At 71.2% G+C, this 16,339-nt stretch carries 13 protein-coding genes; 5 read left to right on the forward strand and 8 right to left on the reverse strand.

Translation table 11 applies throughout. The features are described from left to right. Positions 1 to 73 precede the first annotated feature (73 nt). On the reverse strand, positions 74 to 1,696 hold the full coding sequence (locus tag OKJ99_RS41300) for an amidohydrolase (RefSeq protein ID WP_326023734.1): 1,623 nt from the start codon (positions 1,694 to 1,696) through the stop codon (positions 74 to 76). Between the two features lie 622 nt (positions 1,697 to 2,318). After that, a complete protein-coding gene (locus OKJ99_RS41305; protein ID WP_161306038.1) occupies positions 2,319 to 2,759 on the reverse strand; it encodes an Lrp/AsnC family transcriptional regulator in 441 nt (146 codons plus the stop codon). A 233-nt stretch (positions 2,760 to 2,992) separates the two neighbouring features. On the opposite strand from OKJ99_RS41305, the gene OKJ99_RS41310 reads away from it, so the two are divergent. Continuing rightward, positions 2,993 to 3,445: a hypothetical protein gene (locus tag OKJ99_RS41310; protein ID WP_326023735.1), complete on the forward strand. Its 453-nt coding sequence runs from the start codon at positions 2,993 to 2,995 to the stop codon at positions 3,443 to 3,445. A gap of 4 nt (positions 3,446 to 3,449) precedes the next feature. On the opposite strand, the gene OKJ99_RS41315 is transcribed toward OKJ99_RS41310, so the two are convergent. From OKJ99_RS41315 to OKJ99_RS41325, 3 genes are all read right to left on the reverse strand, one after another. Then, positions 3,450 to 4,568 (reverse strand): phosphotransferase family protein, encoded by a 1,119-nt coding sequence (locus OKJ99_RS41315; RefSeq protein ID WP_326023736.1) that lies wholly within the window; start codon positions 4,566 to 4,568, stop codon positions 3,450 to 3,452. Positions 4,569 to 4,596: 28 nt separating this feature from the next. Further along, a complete protein-coding gene (locus OKJ99_RS41320; protein ID WP_326023749.1) occupies positions 4,597 to 5,676 on the reverse strand; it encodes a hypothetical protein in 1,080 nt (359 codons plus the stop codon). A 695-nt stretch (positions 5,677 to 6,371) separates the two neighbouring features. Next, positions 6,372 to 7,535, reverse strand: coding sequence for an acyl-CoA dehydrogenase family protein (locus OKJ99_RS41325; RefSeq protein WP_326023737.1), 1,164 nt, complete (start codon positions 7,533 to 7,535; stop codon positions 6,372 to 6,374). 308 nt (positions 7,536 to 7,843) lie between these two features. Here OKJ99_RS41325 and OKJ99_RS41330 point away from each other — a divergent pair, with 308 nt between their 5' ends. After that, a complete protein-coding gene (locus tag OKJ99_RS41330) occupies positions 7,844 to 9,085 on the forward strand; it encodes a glycoside hydrolase family 18 protein (RefSeq protein ID WP_326023739.1) in 1,242 nt (413 codons plus the stop codon). A gap of 77 nt (positions 9,086 to 9,162) precedes the next feature. On the opposite strand, the gene OKJ99_RS41335 is transcribed toward OKJ99_RS41330, so the two are convergent. Beyond that, positions 9,163 to 9,792, reverse strand: coding sequence for a TetR/AcrR family transcriptional regulator (locus OKJ99_RS41335; protein ID WP_407700872.1), 630 nt, complete (start codon positions 9,790 to 9,792; stop codon positions 9,163 to 9,165). A 121-nt stretch (positions 9,793 to 9,913) separates the two neighbouring features. After that, positions 9,914 to 10,066 carry an SCO1431 family membrane protein gene (locus OKJ99_RS41340; RefSeq protein ID WP_326023742.1) on the reverse strand — a complete coding sequence of 51 codons (153 nt, stop codon included), beginning with the start codon at positions 10,064 to 10,066 and terminating at the stop codon, positions 9,914 to 9,916. A gap of 184 nt (positions 10,067 to 10,250) precedes the next feature. On the opposite strand from OKJ99_RS41340, the gene OKJ99_RS41345 reads away from it, so the two are divergent. After that, positions 10,251 to 11,732 carry a M1 family metallopeptidase gene (locus OKJ99_RS41345; RefSeq protein ID WP_326023744.1) on the forward strand — a complete coding sequence of 494 codons (1,482 nt, stop codon included), beginning with the start codon at positions 10,251 to 10,253 and terminating at the stop codon, positions 11,730 to 11,732. 85 nt (positions 11,733 to 11,817) lie between these two features. On the opposite strand, the gene OKJ99_RS41350 is transcribed toward OKJ99_RS41345, so the two are convergent. Next, positions 11,818 to 13,212: a peptidase C39 family protein gene (locus tag OKJ99_RS41350; RefSeq protein WP_326023745.1), complete on the reverse strand. Its 1,395-nt coding sequence runs from the start codon at positions 13,210 to 13,212 to the stop codon at positions 11,818 to 11,820. Positions 13,213 to 13,416: 204 nt separating this feature from the next. On the opposite strand from OKJ99_RS41350, the gene OKJ99_RS41355 reads away from it, so the two are divergent. Both OKJ99_RS41355 and OKJ99_RS41360 read left to right on the forward strand, forming a co-directional pair. Further along, complete coding sequence (locus OKJ99_RS41355; protein WP_326023746.1) at positions 13,417 to 14,058, forward strand: uridine kinase family protein; 642 nt, start codon at positions 13,417 to 13,419, stop codon at positions 14,056 to 14,058. A 406-nt stretch (positions 14,059 to 14,464) separates the two neighbouring features. Then, positions 14,465 to 16,327: an AAA family ATPase gene (locus OKJ99_RS41360; RefSeq protein WP_326023747.1), complete on the forward strand. Its 1,863-nt coding sequence runs from the start codon at positions 14,465 to 14,467 to the stop codon at positions 16,325 to 16,327. The last annotated feature ends 12 nt before the right edge of the window (positions 16,328 to 16,339 follow it).

Here is a 16,339-nt window from a genome sequence, read left to right on the forward strand (position 1 = left end):
TGGTCAGCGCGGAGGATTCGCAGGTCGCACGGGACCGTGGCACGGCAAGATCGAAGTCGTGGCGCCCCGGTTATCACTCGTCCGGCCCTACGAAGACGGTCTGACCGAAGACCACGGTCCGCAGGCAGACCGGGAGTTGGGCTCCCGGAGAGAGGTCCGGCAGACCGGGGGTTCCGGAGCGGGGGTCGGTCGACCAGCGGGCCACACGGTCGTCCGGCGCCTGCACGACCAGCTCGTCCGTGCGCCAGACGGCGTAGTCGGCGGGGGCGCCCGGGACGAGGATGCCCGCGTCGTCACGGCCCACGGCACGCCAGCCCCCGCGCGTGTGGGCGGTGAACGCGGCGCGTACGGAGACGCGGTGTTCGGGCGTCCGGTGGAAGGCGGCGGCGCGGATCGTGCCCCACGGGTCGAGCGGAGTGACCGGGCTGTCGGAGCCGAAGGCGAGCGGGACGCCGGCCTTCAGGAGGGCCGCGTACGGGTTGAGGGTACGTGCCCGCTCGACGCCGAGGCGGTCGGCGTACATGCCGTCCTCGCCGCCCCACAGGGCGTCGAAGGCGGGCTGCACGGAGGCGGTGAGGCCGAACTCCGCGAAGGCGGCGACGGTTTCGGGGGTGAGCATCTCGGCGTGCTCCACGCGGTGCCTGGCCGCGCGTACGCGCGCGAGGCCGACCTTTTCGGCGGCGGCGCGCATGCCGTCGACGACGGCGGTCACGGCGGCGTCACCGATGGCGTGGAAACCGGCCTGGAGTCCGGCCTCCGTACAGGCGCCCACATGGGCGGCGATGTCCTCGGCCGACATGTAGGCGGTGCCGTTGTGCGACGCGGCAGCGATGTCTGCGTAGGGCTCGTGCAGGCACGCCGTGTGGGAGCCGAGGGAACCGTCGACGAACAGGTCGCCCGCGGCGCCCAGCGCGCCGAGGGCACGGGCGCGTTGGATGTCGCGGTCCGCCCAGTAGCCGGCGACACGCGGGCCCGGCTCGGAGCGGGCGAGGTCGAGCAGGCCGGTGAAGTCGTCCTCGGAGGAGATGTCGGGGCCCGCGCACTCGTGGATCGAGCCGATGCCGAGCGACGCGGCGTGCTGGAGTGCCGCGCGCTGGGCCTCCGTACGTTGCTGGGGGCCCACGGCGGCGAGCGCGGCGGCGCGGACGGCGTGGTGGGCGGCGCGGGTGAGGGGGCCCTCGGGGTCGAATCCGGGACGGTCCGTGATGCCGGGCACGAGGTCGAGGAGGGCGGTGCTGACGGCGGCCGAGTGCACGTCGATGCGAGAGAGGTAGACGGGGCGGCCTGTCGTGGCCTCGTCGAGTTCCGCGCGGGTGAGGGGGGTGCGGTCGGGCCAGCGGGCGGCGTCCCAGCCGTGGCCGAGGAGGACGCGGTCGGTGGGGTTGGCCGCGGCGTGTTCCCGTACGAGGGTCAGGGCTTCGGTGCGGGTGCGTGCGGCCGTGAGGTCGAGGCCGGTGAGGGCGAGGCCGGTCGACGTGGTGTGGACGTGGGCGTCGGTGAACGCGGGGGTCACCAGGGCGCCGTCGAGGTCGATCACCTCGTCCACGCCGTCCGTGAACGCGTCCGCCGCGCCCTCCGAGCCGACCCAGGCGACGTGGCCGGCCTCCACGACCATGGCGGTGGCGAAGGGGTCGGCCGGGCTGTGGATCTCGCCTCGGCGCAGGAGGACGGTGCGGGGGGTGGGGGGCGTGCTCATGGTGACAGTTTCCCGTGTCCTTGGGGTGGGGTGTGCCGGGGGGGTGGTCGAGGGGGGTGGTTTCTGGCCTGGGCCGGGGGCGGAGCCGGGGTTTCTGGCCGGGGTCGGGGTTGGCGTCGAAGGTGACGGGTGCGCGGCGACGGGGTTCCCGACCCGGGCCGGGGGCGGCGTCGAAGGTGACGGGTGCGCGGCGACGGGGTTTCCGACCCGGGCCGGGGTGGCGCCGAAGGTGACGGGTGCGCGGCACCGGGGTTCCGGAGCGTTGCCGGGGTTGGCGCCCTCCGTCATCGCCGCGCGGCACCGGGCGCCGCCTTGCCCACCCTGCCGCCCAAGGCGGCAGATTGCCCAAGTCGGGGGCGGCGTCGGCCGCAACGGGTGGGGAGCCGTGGACGACGGCCGGTCACCCAAGTCGGGGCGGCGGCGGCCGCAACGGGTGGGCAGCCGTGAACGGCGACCCGTCACCCGAGCCGCAGGCGGCACCCGCCGCGCCCGTCAGGCCGACGCCCCCGGAGGGGGCGGGTGGGTGGGAGGTGAGCGGGTGGACGCCGGGCAGGCGGTCGGCTGCGGTACAGCGCCGGACCAGCCCGGCCACATCCCAGGCACCCGGACCGCCGGACCGTCGCTAGATGCGCGGGGGCCGTGCCTCGTACGGGGTGGAGAGGACGACCGTTGTGCGGGTGGAGACGCCTGCCAGGGAGCGGACTCGGGCCAGGAGGTTTTCCAGCTCGTGGGGGGTTTCGACCCGGACCTTGAGGATGTAGTTCTCGTCGCCGGCCACGCTGTGGCACGCCTCGATCTCGGGGACGCCCGCGAGGCGCTCCGCGATGTCGTCGGGGGCGCTCGGGTCGAACGGCTTCACCGAGATGAACGCGGTGAGCGGCAGGCCGACCGACTCCGGGTCGACGACCGCGGCGTAGCCACGGATCACGCCGCGCTGTTCGAGGCGGCGCACCCGCTGGTGCACCGCTGACGTGGACAGGCCCGTGGCCTTGCCCAGGTCGGTGTAGCTCATCCGCCCGTCCTTGACGAGCAGCTGCACAATCTGTCGGTCGAGCTCCTCCATGCCGCTGAACCTACCGGTCCCTTGATCCTCACGGATACCTGAAGGAACGAGATGGGCGATACGTCTACCGCTCAAAGGGCAAGCTCATTCGACATGTGACGAACACCACAGGCCTGAGGCCGTGTCCACCGGCATGAAGTGATTACCTCGACGAACAGCCGGGAAATGCTTGCTGTGGCCGAGGCCGCCACTCATGGACATCAGCGGCCGGCCCACCCGAGGGGGAGAATCCCATGCAGAGCATGAAGCGTTCCGGACGTCCTGGCGCGCGCGACCGCCAGCAGGCGATCGCCGAGCCCCAGCCGGAGGGCGTCGAACCCGACCTCTTCGGTACCGAGGGGGACGCGGGCGACGAGTACGAGACGTTCGAGATGTACCGGGTGGCCTGCCCCGACTGCGGCAAGGCCATCGCCCTCCTCGCGGAGGAGGACGTGCTGCCGGAGCACGCCCATGTGACGTCTCCCTGGGACCCGTTCGGGCTCACGGTCTGCGTAGGCAGCGGAAGGACCGTCGCGGAGTCCCTGCCCACGGACGACCTGGTGGGTGCTCAGGAGCAGCACGCCGCCCTCCTGTTGACGCTCCCTCAGGGACTCGACTGGCGTACACAGCCCTTCTCGCACGCCGGTGGCCCATCCGCGCGCCCCATCCGGGTGCCCGACCAGCCCTACCGCCGAGCCGCCGCCTGACCCGCTACGACCCGTCGGCCCAGTAACTGCCCCGCACCATGGCCCGCAAGCTGTCGTGGTGCAGGATCAGTGTGTCCGGGTCCGCGGGCTCGGTGGCCTCGCCGAAATGGATCTGCCGGTAGGCGACGCGGAGCATCACGGCGGCGTGCCGCAGGGCCGCGTAGAGCGTGTAGAACTCCATGTCGCGCGGGGTGTGTCCGGTGAGCCGGGCGTAGCGCGCCTCGACCCGGTCGCGGCGCAGGAAGTCCGGCAGGCCGCGCTGGCCGAAGGCCTCGGTCAGGTCCTGGAAGAAGCGGTGCAGATACACCGTCCAGCCGAGGTCGACCTCGCGCGGCGCGAGCGAGGCCATCTCCCAGTCGAGGACGGCGGCGGGTGCGAATCCGTCCTGCTCGTAGATGATGTTGCCGATGCGGGCGTCGCCCCAGTTGAGGACCGTGGGGCCTTCCCTCTGCGGCCACAACTCCTCCAGGCGTGCGAAGGCGCTCTCGATGAGGGGCGAGGGACTGCGGCCCTCCACCACCCATGCGTAGTAGGCGCGTTGGGCGTCCACATGCCGGCGCAGGGGGCTCCCCTCCCCCGGCAGCTCCAGGAAGGACGCCTCGGCCGTCGGCACGCCGTCGTGCAGCCGCGCCAGCACCTGGACGCTCGCGTCCTCCAGGCGTTCCCGCTCTCCGTCGGTCGCCTCGTGCAGCCAATTCCCCTCGTACGTATAGGGCATGACGTCGGGCGGCACGCGGCCCGCCACCCGTTCCATGACGAAGAACGGGGCGCCGAGCGGCCCCGCGTCCTCCTCCAGCCACAGCACGCGCGGCACCGGAAGCCCGGTGCGCTCGGCCGCGAGACGCATGGTCCTGTACTGGCGTGGCATGTCGTACACCGGGAAGATCGTGTACGCCGACGGGTCCGCGGCCAGCCGCAACGCGCAAGCGCGTACGGGTGGTTCGGGGTGCTCGATGTCGAAGAGCAGGGTCTCGCTCGACATGCCGTTGGACTCGGGGACGGCGACGTTCACCGCCTTCGCCCCGGGCAGCCGACGGCCGAGCCACGCGGTCAGACGCCGGGCGATCTCCTCGGGCTCTCGGGTGGACGTGCGGGGCCTGGGTTGTCGCGGTGCTGTCGCCATCGCCGAACTCCCTGTCCGTGAGGGGTGGTTACGACCGTTCGGAAGCCGGGGCCACCGAGTCGAAGCCCGTGAAGCCGCTCGGGTCGTGGCGGCCGAAGGAACCGTGCTCGAAGATGCCGTACCCGACCTGCCCGTCGAGGGTGAAGCGGGCCGCATGGTCGATGACCCCGTACGCGGCCCGAGGGTGGGCCGTCGGGTCCGCGAGGTCGTACGTCCGCCGCTCGCACCAGTCGTGGCCGCGCCAGGTCCCGTGCTGCCAGTCGTCGGCCGGCGGGTAGCCCGCGCCGACGGCGAGCGGGGAGGAGGCGAGGATCTCGACGCCCACGTCGAGCGGCTTGCGGTCGACCGGGTCCATGAGGTGGATGACCGCTCGCTCGGGGTGCCGGGTGCCGGGGCGGTAGGTGATGTCGGTCTGCGGCCAGCCGAGTTGGCGGTCGCGGTGGCCCTCGCGGACGACCGTGGCGTCGTTCAGGGTGCGGTAGCCGTCGGCGTCCTCCTGGGTGATCACCATGAGGAAGCGGTCGTCGAAGCGGACCGGCGCCCAGATCCAGTGGAAGCCCTCGGTGGGGTACTCCTGCGCGAGCCGGCCGCCCTCCTCCCCCGGCACCGGCCGCACCCCCCAACTCCGGTCCCTGGTCCCGGTCCAGTCGCTCAGCCGGATCTCCCGGCCCCCGATCCGCAGCCACCCGTCGCACCGCCCTGCCTGTACGAACCGCTTGCCCTCCAGGGTGAGCCGCGCCCCCTTGCGCTGCGTGTGGTGCGGCTCCCACAGGGCCGGGAAGTCGGCGCTCCAGTTGATCTCGTACGAGAGTCCGTCGGGGTCGTCCGGGTCGGCGGCGCAGGTGAGGATGAAGTCCTTCAGGGGGCGCTCGACCAGGATCTTCAGCGGGCCGACCCGCATGTCCATCCGCGTCTCGTCGCTGAGGGCGTCCGAGGCGCGGACCGCGTGCAGGGTGTCGCCGATGCGCAGGGTGGCGTAGGCGTCGATCACGCCCAGGTTCGGGTAGACGCCGAGGCCGAGGATGAGCAGGAACCGGCCCTCGGGGTCGAAGAGATGGAAGATGCAGCGGTCGTAGGCGTTGCGGTCGCTGGTGGCGACGTGCTTCATCGACAGCGGGACCTGGTGCACGGGCCACTCGTCGAAGGCGACAGGACGGTCGACGGCCTCGTCTGCGGACACGGCAAACCTCCCTGAGGGAACGGTGGTTGACGTCGCCCGGAGGGGTGCGGCCTGCCCGGCGGCGGAGTTGACGGTACGTCAGCTCGGCGGTGCTGGCCAGATGTTCGACCGGCCCGCGCCACGCGTACGGGTTTGTCGTGAACTGACGCTCGAATTCGTCAACCAGTGACCCCGCCGATCCCTCTTTCGTTGAACCGGTATGACCTCGACGCAGACCTCGGCACCTGCGCCCACGGGACGACGCAGGCGCATCCTCGTGCCGGTTACCGCAGAATCGGTTCACCAGAGCCGACAGTCCCCCACGTCCCACCCGCTCCCCCAGGGCGGGCAGGCGCCACAGGAACAGCAGCCCCAGCCAACGTCACAGGTTCAGCGCACCCCTCAGGCCGCACAGCCCCCGCAGCCTCCCGCGCTCCAGCCCGCGGGGCCGCAGCCGCTCCCCCGGCCGCAGCAGGCCCGGCCGCCGCAGCCGCCGCGCCCGCAGCCGCCCCAGCCGCGCCTGCACAACCCCCCGATCTACCAGGCGATGATGACGGCCTGGACCGAGCGCGGCCGGACGCTGCCGGGGCGCGAGGACCCGGAGTGGGTGCGGCTGATCGCGCCCACCGTACGCACCGGGCAGTTCAGCGCGATTCAGGACCGGCGAGGTGACGGGCGATGACCATGCGCTGGATCTGATTGGTGCCCTCGACGATCTGGAGCACCTTCGCCTCGCGCATCAGGCGCTCCACGGGGAAGTCGGCCGTGTAGCCGTATCCCCCGAGGACCTGCACCGCGTCCGTGGTGACCTTCATCGCGGCGTCCGTGCACAGCAGCTTGGCCATGGCGGCCTGCTTGGAGAAGGGCCTGCCCGCGTCGCGCAGCCGGGCCGCCGACAGATACAGGGCGCGGCCCGCCTCTATCTGCGTGGCCATGTCCGCGAGCATGAAGCGCAGTCCCTGGAAGTCCGCGATGGGCCGGCCGAACTGGGCGCGCCCCTTCGCGTACTCCACCGCGGCGTCGAGCGCGGCCTGTGCGACGCCGACCGCGCAGGCCGCGATCCCGAGGCGGCCCGAGTCGAGCGCCGAGAGGGCGATCTGGAAGCCCTGCCCCTCGTCCCCGAGGCGGCGCGCGTCGCTCACCCGCACCCCGTCCAGGTGGATCTGGGCGGTGGGCGAGCCCTTCATGCCCATCTTCTTCTCGGGGACCGCCGCGCTCAGCCCTGCCGCGTCACCGGGCACCAGGAACGCCGTGATGCCGTGCGCGCCCTCGCCGCCGGTGCGGGCCAGGACCGTGTAGAAGTCGGCGACGCCGCCGTGCGTGATCCAGGCCTTCGTGCCCGTGAGCACCCACGCGTCGCCGTCGCGGATCGCCTTGGTGCGCAGGGACGCCGCGTCGGAGCCCGAGGAAGGCTCGGAGAGGCAGTAGGCGCCGAGCAGGCCGCCGCCCAGCATGTCGGGCAGGTGCTCCGTGCGCTGCTGCTTCGTCCCGAAGTTGGCGAGGGCGTGGCAGGACAGCGAGTGCACGCTGACGCCGAGGCCCACCGTGAGGCGGGCGGCCGCGAGCTCCTCCAGGACCTGGAGATAGACCTCGTACGGCTGCTCGCCGCCGCCGAACTCGGCGTCGTACGGCAGTCCGAGCAGTCCCGACTCGGAGAGGAGCCGGAAGGCCTCGCGCGGGAAGCGGCCCGCCTCCTCGTCCTCGGCCGCGCGCGGGGCGATCTCCCGCTGCGCGATGTCGCGGACGAGCCGCATCAGATCCTGAGCTTCGTCCGTCGGCAACTGACGCTCGACTCCTGGCTCCGGCATGGCGACGCTCTCTTCCCTGGGCGGGCGCTGCGGCGACGACCGCCGGGTGGGCGGGCGTCGCCGGATGGTCACTGCCGGGCCGATGCTGCCCTTCCGGATCACGGAAAGCGCAGACCAAGCGGCCGCGGCGTGTTGAGTATTCCCGATCCGGAGCGGCCCGTCACTAGTTAACGACCGCTTACTCCAAGTTTTTCCACGGCGGCGGAATTGGTTCGTACCATTGACCCTACTGGTCTAGTCCTTCTAAGGTGCGGCGCGCAGGTCCACAGCACGATCCCCCACGCTCCCCTCCCCCACGAGGAGACACGATGCTCAGACCGCACCTCCCCCGCAGAGGCCTCAAGGCCCTCTTCTCCGCCGCATGTTGCGCCGTCCTCGGCGCGGGGCTGCTCGCCGGAGCAGCCACCGCCTCCGCGCAGCAGCAGAGCGACACCGAGCCGAAAGCGGCCGGCTCGAAGGTCGTCGGATACTTCACCGAGTGGGGTGTCTACGACCGGAACTACCACGTCAAGAATGTCGAGAGCTCGGGCTCGGCGGACAAGCTCACGCACATCAACTACGCCTTCGGCAATGTCCAGGGCGGCAAGTGCGCGATGGGCGACTCCTACGCCGCGACCGACAAGGCGTACACGGCCGATCAGTCCGTGGACGGTGCCGCCGACACCTGGGACCAGCCGCTGCGCGGCAACTTCAACCAGCTGCTGAAGCTGAAGAAGCTGCATCCGGAACTCAAGATCCTCTGGTCCTTCGGCGGTTGGACCTGGTCCGGGGGCTTCGGCGAGGCGGCCAAGGACCCGGCCGCGTTCGCCCAGTCCTGCTACGACCTGGTCGAGAACTCCAAGTGGGCCGATGTCTTCGACGGCATCGACATCGACTGGGAGTACCCGAACGCCTGCGGCCTCACCTGCGACACCAGCGGGCGCGACGCCTACAAGAACCTGATGTCGGCGCTGCGTTCGAAGTTCGGCGGCGACTACCTGATCACCTCCGCCATCCCGGCCGACGCCTCGGAGGGCGGCAAGCTGGACGCCGCCGACTACGCGGGCGCCGCCCAGTACGTCGACTGGTACAACCCGATGACGTACGACTACTTCGGCGCCTGGGACGCGCAGGGGCCCACGGCCCCGCATTCGCCGCTGACCACGTACGACGGGATTCCGAAGGCGGGTTGGAACTCCGCCGACACCATCGCCAAGCTCAAGGCGATGGGCGTGCCCGCCTCCAAGCTGCTGCTCGGGATCGGGTTCTACGGGCGCGGCTGGACCGGCGTCACACAGGACGCTCCCGGTGGCACGGCGACCGGGCCCGCGGCCGGCAAGTACGAGCAGGGAATCGACGACTACAAGGAGCTCAAGAGCAAGTGCCCGGCCACCGGCACGGTCGGCGGCACCGCGTACGCGCACTGCGGGAACGACTGGTGGAGCTACGACACCCCGCAGACCATCGGCGGAAAGATGGACTACAAGAACCAGCAGGGCCTCGGCGGAACCTTCCTCTGGGAGCTGTCCGGTGACACCTCGAACGGTGAGCTGATCAAGGCGATCAACTAGGCCTCCGGAGATCGGACGGCTCTACAAGCAACCCCCCACACGCTCCCCTGGCCGCACGCGCGCGTACTCGCGCGTGGTCAGGGGAGCACCGGTGCGGGGTACGAGGGTTCGAACTCCTCGATCACCCGCAGGGTTTCGCCGAGCGTGCGCACCAACAGGGCGCGCACCGTGTCCCGTTCGAGCTCGTGGTGACCGATCCAGTCGAGCGTGATGCCCTCGACGCTGCACAGCCAGCCGAGCAGCGCTGTCCGCGCGAGCCGCGGCACCCACGAAGTCCCGTACGCGGCCCGGGCGATGGTGGCGATCAGTGCGTCCCGCACCCCGTCCCTGATGGCCTGCACCTGGGCGTCGAAGCCCACGCCACCCGTGACGATCGTGCGGTACGCCGCCTGGTTCCGCTCCGCGTAGCGCAGATAGCCCTCCACCGTGCGGTGCACGCGCTCCACGGGGGCCAGGTCACCGACGCTGCTCGCGCCGTCGACGAGTTCGCCGACGGACTCCTCGATGATCGCCAGGTAGTAGCCGCGCTTGGACTCGAAGTAGTAGTAGATCAACCCCTTGGCCACGCCCGCGTGCTGCGCTATCTCATCCATGGACAGCGCGTCGTAGGACGTGTCGGCGAACAACTTCCGCCCGATGGCGATGAGTTCGGCGCGGCGGGCGGCGGAGCGTTCGGTGCCGCGCACCCGCTGGTGGCTAGTGTTCAATTCCGGCCCTGGTCTCGGACTCCCTGCGAATGCCGCAGTATGGCATTTCCCGAGGCGCCCTCACGCCTGCGCGGCGGGGGCCGTGGTGGTGCGCGTCACGTCGCGGTGCGCGACGGACCGGTCACATCAGGCCGAGCTGGGTGACGAGCATCGCGAGGACCACGACGAAGGTCCAGCCCAGGACGTGTTCGAGGATCTTCGGCCCGTTGTCCTCGGGCCCGCCGGTGCGAGCGCGCGCGGCGGCTGTGGAAGCGGTGGCGGAATGTGCGGTCATGGGTGTCTCGCTCGGGTCGCGGTGCTGGTCCTGACTCCCCCGGCTGCGCCTCAGGTTCTGCGGCGCCTTCTCCACCTTGCCATCGGATGGCCACCGTGCCGCCGAGACCTTGGTCACGTACAACCGGGCCGCCGCGTCGTGCGTCCCACAGAGAGACGCGTTCCGTCCGACCGGAAGGTTCCCGATGAGTACGTACCGGACACCACGCCGCAGAACCCGTCTCGTCCTCGCCGCCGCGATCACCGTCACCGCGGCGCTGACCGGCCCGGTGGCGGTCTCCCGGGCGGCCACCGACCGCCCGGCGCCGGGCGCCGCGGGCCTCGGCGACCCGATGTTCCCGCTCGACGGGAACGGGGGCTACACCGTGCGCCACTACACGCTCGACTTCGACTGGCAGGCGCCGAGGACCCCGTTCGCCGCCTCCACCACCGTCAAGGCCACGGCGACGCAGGCGCTGTCCCGCTTCGACCTCGACTTCGCCGGGAACGAGCTGCGCTCGGTGACCGTGAACGGCCGCGCCGCGCAGACCCGGCGGGACGGCGACGAGCTGGTCGTCACGCCCGCCTCACCGATACCCAAGGGCAGCGCCTTCACCGTGAAGGTCGGCTACACGGCCGACCCGACGCAGGTGCGCCACCGCGACGACGCGATCGAGGACTACGGCTGGATCCCGACGCCCGACGGGACGGTCTTGTACCCGCAGCCCAACGGGGCCAAGATGATCTTCCCGTCCAATGACCACCCGAGCCGGCGCGCCCCCGTCACGTTCCGCGTGACGACCCCGGCCGACCGGACGGCCGTCGCGAACGGGCGCCTCGTCGACCGTACCGAGCGGAGCGACGGCCGGGTCCGCTGGACGTACGACTCCGAGCAGCCGATCGCGACGCAGCTGGTCCAACTGGCCATCGGGAAGTTCACGTTGATCGACAGCAAGGGGCCGGGCGGGCTGCCGCTGCGCGATGTCGTCCCGGACGCGCTCGTGGCGCCGACCAAGCAGTACCGCGACCTGACGCCCGAACACCTGACCTGGCTGCAAGAGAAGTTGGGGCCCTATCCGTTCAACCGGTACGGCGTCCTCGTCGGCGACACGGACCTCGGCGTGGCCCTGGAGACGCAGACGCTGTCCCTCGTCCCGAAGGCGGATCTGCTCGGCACGAAGGTCGACGCCGAGCGCAATCTCGTCCACGAGCTGACCCACCAGTGGCTCGGCGACAGCGTCGGGATCGCCACCTGGTCCGACCTGTGGGTGAGCGAGGGCCACGCCCGCTTCTACGAGCGCTGGTACTCCGAGGAGCACGGCGGCGACAGCTTCGAGGCCGCCATGAAGACGGCCTACGAGAACCACGACCAGTGGCGCCACGACTACGGCGCCCCCGCCGAGCCCACGGAGCCCAACCTCTTCAAGCGGATGCGCTACGACGGCTCGGCGCTCGTCCTGTACGCGCTGCGCGAGCAGGTCGGCGCGGAGACCTTCGCGAGGATCGAGCGGGCGTGGGTCACCCAGTACCGGGGGAAGACGGCGTCGACGGCCGACTACATCCGGCTCGCCTCGAAGGTCGCGGGCCACGACCTGACGGGCTTCCTGCGCCCGTGGCTGTACGGCTCCAAGACCCCGCCGATGCCGGGCCACCCGGACTGGGTCGTCAACCCGGTCGTCACCGGCTGACCCGCATCGAACGGCCCGGTCCGGCCGCCGGGAAGCGTCCTCGGCGAGTGCCCACTGCCGCCACTCGCCGAGGTGCGGGTCCCGCTCAGCGCACGCCCACCGCCGCCAGCGCCTTGCGCTGCTTCTCGGTCGGGTGGGCCGGGAAGTACAGGTAGCAGACGCCGCCGGTCCCGGAGACGACCTTGCCGGTGGCGTTGTAGCGCTTGGTACGCAGCCAGATGTTCTCCCACTCACGCCTCTTGTAGACGCGGCGGACCGCGGCGTCGCTGGGGGAGGCCGGGTCGTTGGCGATCACGTCGCCGTCGGCGGTGAAGCCGATGACCGTCATCAGGTGTCCCGAGGTGCCGTAGCCCGCGCCGGTCAGCTCCTCCTTGAGGAACGACTGGGACGTTATGGCCGGGACACCGGCCGCGATCAGCTTCTCCAGGTCGGCGAGGGAGGAGAGGCGGGTCACGACGCCCTGCAGGTCCTTGTACGTCGCCGCGTACGCCGCGTTGAACGGCCAGTTGCCGCAGCCCTCGTACTGGTAGTCATACGTATGACGCGCCGCGTGGCAGACCTGCGGATCGGCGTACGAGGGGTCCACCCAGGCGAGCTGCTCCGGCGTCGGCTTCCGGCCCCAGTACTCGATGATCATCTGCGAGGACGTGGGGCTGCACCAGGCCTCTCCCCCGTTGTCGTATTCGGGGTACTGGCCGACGTGGATGTTCTGCGAGTAGCGCGGGACCTTCAGCTCCTTGGCGAGGCCCGGCGTGGACGCGGGCACCGTGAAGCGGTCCGGGACGTCCGAGCCCATCGCGCCCAGGCGCCACACCGTGGGTGCCGCGTTCGAACCCGGCGCGCGCAGCAGCCTCAGCCGCAGCCGGTAGGAGACCAGGCGCAGGCCCGAGGCCGCGTCGTCGATGGAGAACGTGTCCGTCCAGATGCTCGACTTCCCGTCCGACTGATCGTCCACGGACGTGCGGCGGATGTCCGCGTCCTTGTCGTCACCCGCGGTCCAGCGGCCCATCACGTACCAGGGGGTCGTGGCGGCGTCCGTATAGGTGCCCTGGAGTTCGATCTGGATCCAGGTGCCCTTCGGGGTGTGCGCGTTCCAGGACGCGATGACCTCGGTGGCGGGGACCGAGAGCGCGTGGACCGGGGAGAGCCACTCGGCGTACTCCCACTCGGCCGTCTTGTTCAGGTGCGGATCCTTGTACGTCGTCGTGCCGGCGGGCGCGCCGATCGTCACGCCGGGGCGCGCGCCGCCCACGACGCGCGTGCCGTGCGCGGTGCCGGAGCGCCAGTCGACGGACGTCGTCCAGGTGCGGTTGTCCACGAGGCGGTTCACGGCGCCCTTCCGTGCGGCGTGTGCGGACTGCTGCGCGGGCGTGGCGGCGCGTGCGCTGCCCGCCATGGCCGTCGTGGCGAGCGCGGCGCCCGCGGCCGCCGCGAGAACGGTTCTCCGGGAGAGCGGGGACGGGGTTTCGGGTCGGGTCATCGGCTGATCCCTCGGTCGTCGGTTCTGACGGACGTGACGGAGACGGAGACTGACGTGACAGATTGCGCCAACTATGGCCGCCGGGGCGGGATTTCCACCAGCGTTTCGCGGCGCGGCACCGGCACAAATATTGGTCTTCACCACTGGCATGACCTGCGGCGGCGTGCGTGAAACCGATCCGGGCGGCGTCGTACCCTTGCGGCCGTGAGCTACCACCATGTGCCCCTCGCCGACTGCGCCGCTCGGATCCGCCGGCTGCCGCCCTCCTGCGGCCCCGTGCGGCTCGTGGGCATCGACGGGCACGCGGGTTCCGGCAAGTCGACCTTCGCGGTGCGGCTGGCGGAGGCGCTCGGTGGGGCGCCCGTCCTGCGGCTCGACGACCTCGCGAGCCACGACGCGCTCTTCGCCTGGACCGAGCGCCTGCGCGCCCAGGTCCTCGCCCCGCTCTCCCGCGGCGAGGCCGCGCGCCACGAGACGTACGACTGGCATGCACGCCGCTACACCGGCGTGCGCGAGCTGCCGCCCGCGGACGTCGTCCTGATCGAGGGCGTGGGGGCGGGACGGAGCGAACTTCGGCCGGAACTCGCGATGTTGCTGTGGCTCGACATGCCCCACGAGGCGGCCTGGGCACGGGGGCGGGCGCGGGACGGCGAGGCGCAGCGAGAGTTCTGGGACGGCTGGATCCCAGCGGAGCGGGAGCACTTCCAGGAGAACCCGTCCCTCCCCTTCGCACACCTTTTGGTACGCGAGTGTCCAGAGGGATATGAGGTGCGGGAAGGGCCTGGCGGGATCCCACACTTGAAGGGGAAAATCACTCACAGTGATGGACCGCCAGCGGTCCGGTGAACCTGTGGAAACGGCCTTCCGCCACTTTCCACGAGGGTCCCAACTCTGCTTGACCGAGGGGCCGTACAGGACTTACGTTCTGAATGTGCGGTCTTTCGGGGCCGCCTACAGACGCGAAGCCCCCGGTTGTTCCCCCGTGATCGGGGGCTTCGTTCTGCCCTCAAGGCCCCTTCCCGAGCGCACCGAGGCGTGCTTCGCTCACCCTGGGTCACCATTCGGTACCGCGCTCACCTGCACCGAATCCCCCGCTCGTGCCCCGATCCGACCGGGTCGCGCCCTACGGCCGAGCTCGCCCCCGCAGGTACGATGCCCTCGGTGCGGTCCACGGACGGCTCGCGGTCCGCATCGTGACAACTCCCGTCCATGACAGAGCGGTTCATCGGGGGCACGGTTTGTGGGGGACGTGATGGACTTCGGCACCGGTGCACAGGCCGGCCCGGCCGACCTCGCCTGGCTGCGAGGCGTCGACGCCTACACCATGGGTGCGTATCCGCAGGCGGAGGACGAATTCCGCACCGCGGTACGGATGGACCCGGGGATGGCCGACGGCTGGCTCGGGCTGCACGCCCTGCGCGTCGACACGACGACCGCGCTGCTGCGCATGTTCCGGCACCGCGACCGGTTCGGGGAGCAGCGCATGCGCCACCGGCGCACGCTCAACTCCTGGTACTGGCTCGGCTGGTGGGTACAGCCGGTGCTCGAGCACCCGCGCGACCTGCTGCTCGCGCACGCCTCGCACTGGCTGGACGGGCGCCATGTCCCGGACCTGGACCAGGCGTTGGCCACCCTGCCACCGTTCGACGCGGACCCACAGGTGCGGTTCCTGCACGCCTGTCGCTCGTACCTGGTGAAGGATTGGGATCAACTGGTGCGGCACACCGACCCGTTGACCGACGATCCGATGCTCGGCATCGAGGCCGGTCTCTTCGGTGGCATGGCCCGGGTGCGCCTGGAGATGTACGGGCAGGCGGAGCCGCTGCTCTCCTCGGCCCTGATGCGCTGCCGCAGCGAGCAGCCGCAGCGCAAGGAGCTGCGCTACTGGCTGGCCAGGGCCCATGAGGGCACGGGGCGTTCGGCGGCCGCGCTCCCCCTGTACCGGGCGGTGCACCGGGTCGACCCCGCCTTCATGGACACCTCCGCGCGGCTCGCGGCGATCGCCGAGGGGGACGGGTACGGGGACTTCGGCGACGGGTCCGATCTCACGCCCATGCCCATGACGGGATACCAGGACGGGCTCGACGGCGACGTGGGCGATCCGCTGTACGAGAGCGACGGGCGCAACCTGAAGGTGACCGACCCCGATCTGCCGCCCCCCGGCGGCGCGGCCGGCGACGACGCCGACATGGTGCGGGAGAAGGCCGTGGTGCCGGTGCCCGCGCCGCTGCCGGCCAGCAGCACGGATCCGGTACTCCTGGAGGAGGCGCTCACCGAGCTGGAGCGGATGGTGGGCCTGGAGCCCGTGAAGCGTCAAGTGAAGGCGCTGTCCGCCCAGTTGAACATGGCGCGGCTCCGGTCCGGGCAGGGGCTTCCGGTCCAGCCTCCGAAGCGGCACTTCGTGTTCTCCGGGCCCTCGGGTACGGGCAAGACGACCGTGGCGCGGATTCTGGGGCGGGTCTTCTACGCGCTCGGGCTGCTCGGCGGGGACCACCTCGTGGAGGCGCAGCGGGCGGACCTGGTGGGCGAGTATCTGGGCCAGACCGCCGTGAAGGCGAATGAACTCATCGACTCGGCGCTCGGTGGCGTGCTGTTCGTCGACGAGGCGTACGCGCTGTCCAACACCGGCTACGGGAAGGGCGACGCGTACGGCGACGAGGCGCTTCAGGTGCTGCTGAAGCGGGCGGAGGACAACCGGGATCACCTGGTGGTGATCCTCGCCGGGTATCCGGAGGGGATGGACCGGCTGCTCGCCGCCAACCCCGGACTGTCCTCGCGCTTCACGACGCGGGTCGACTTCCCCTCGTACCGGCCGCTCGAACTCACCTCGATCGGCGAGGTGCTCGCGGGTGAGAACGGGGACGTGTGGGACGAGGAGGCGCGGGACGAGCTCCGCTCGATCGCCGGGCACGTGGTGGACCAGGGATGGATCGACGAGCTCGGGAACGGGCGGTTCCTGCGGACGCTGTACGAGAAGTCGTGCGCGTACCGGGACCTTCGGTTGACCGGGTATGCGGCGGAGCCCACGCGGGACGACCTGGCGACGTTGCGGTTGCCGGATCTGATGCAGGCCTACGGTGAGGTGCTGTCCGGGCGGGGGCCGTCCGCCGGGTGACGTTGTGGCGGA

The organism is Streptomyces endophyticus (assembly GCF_035798155.1).
Lineage (GTDB): Bacteria > Actinomycetota > Actinomycetes > Streptomycetales > Streptomycetaceae > Streptomyces > Streptomyces endophyticus.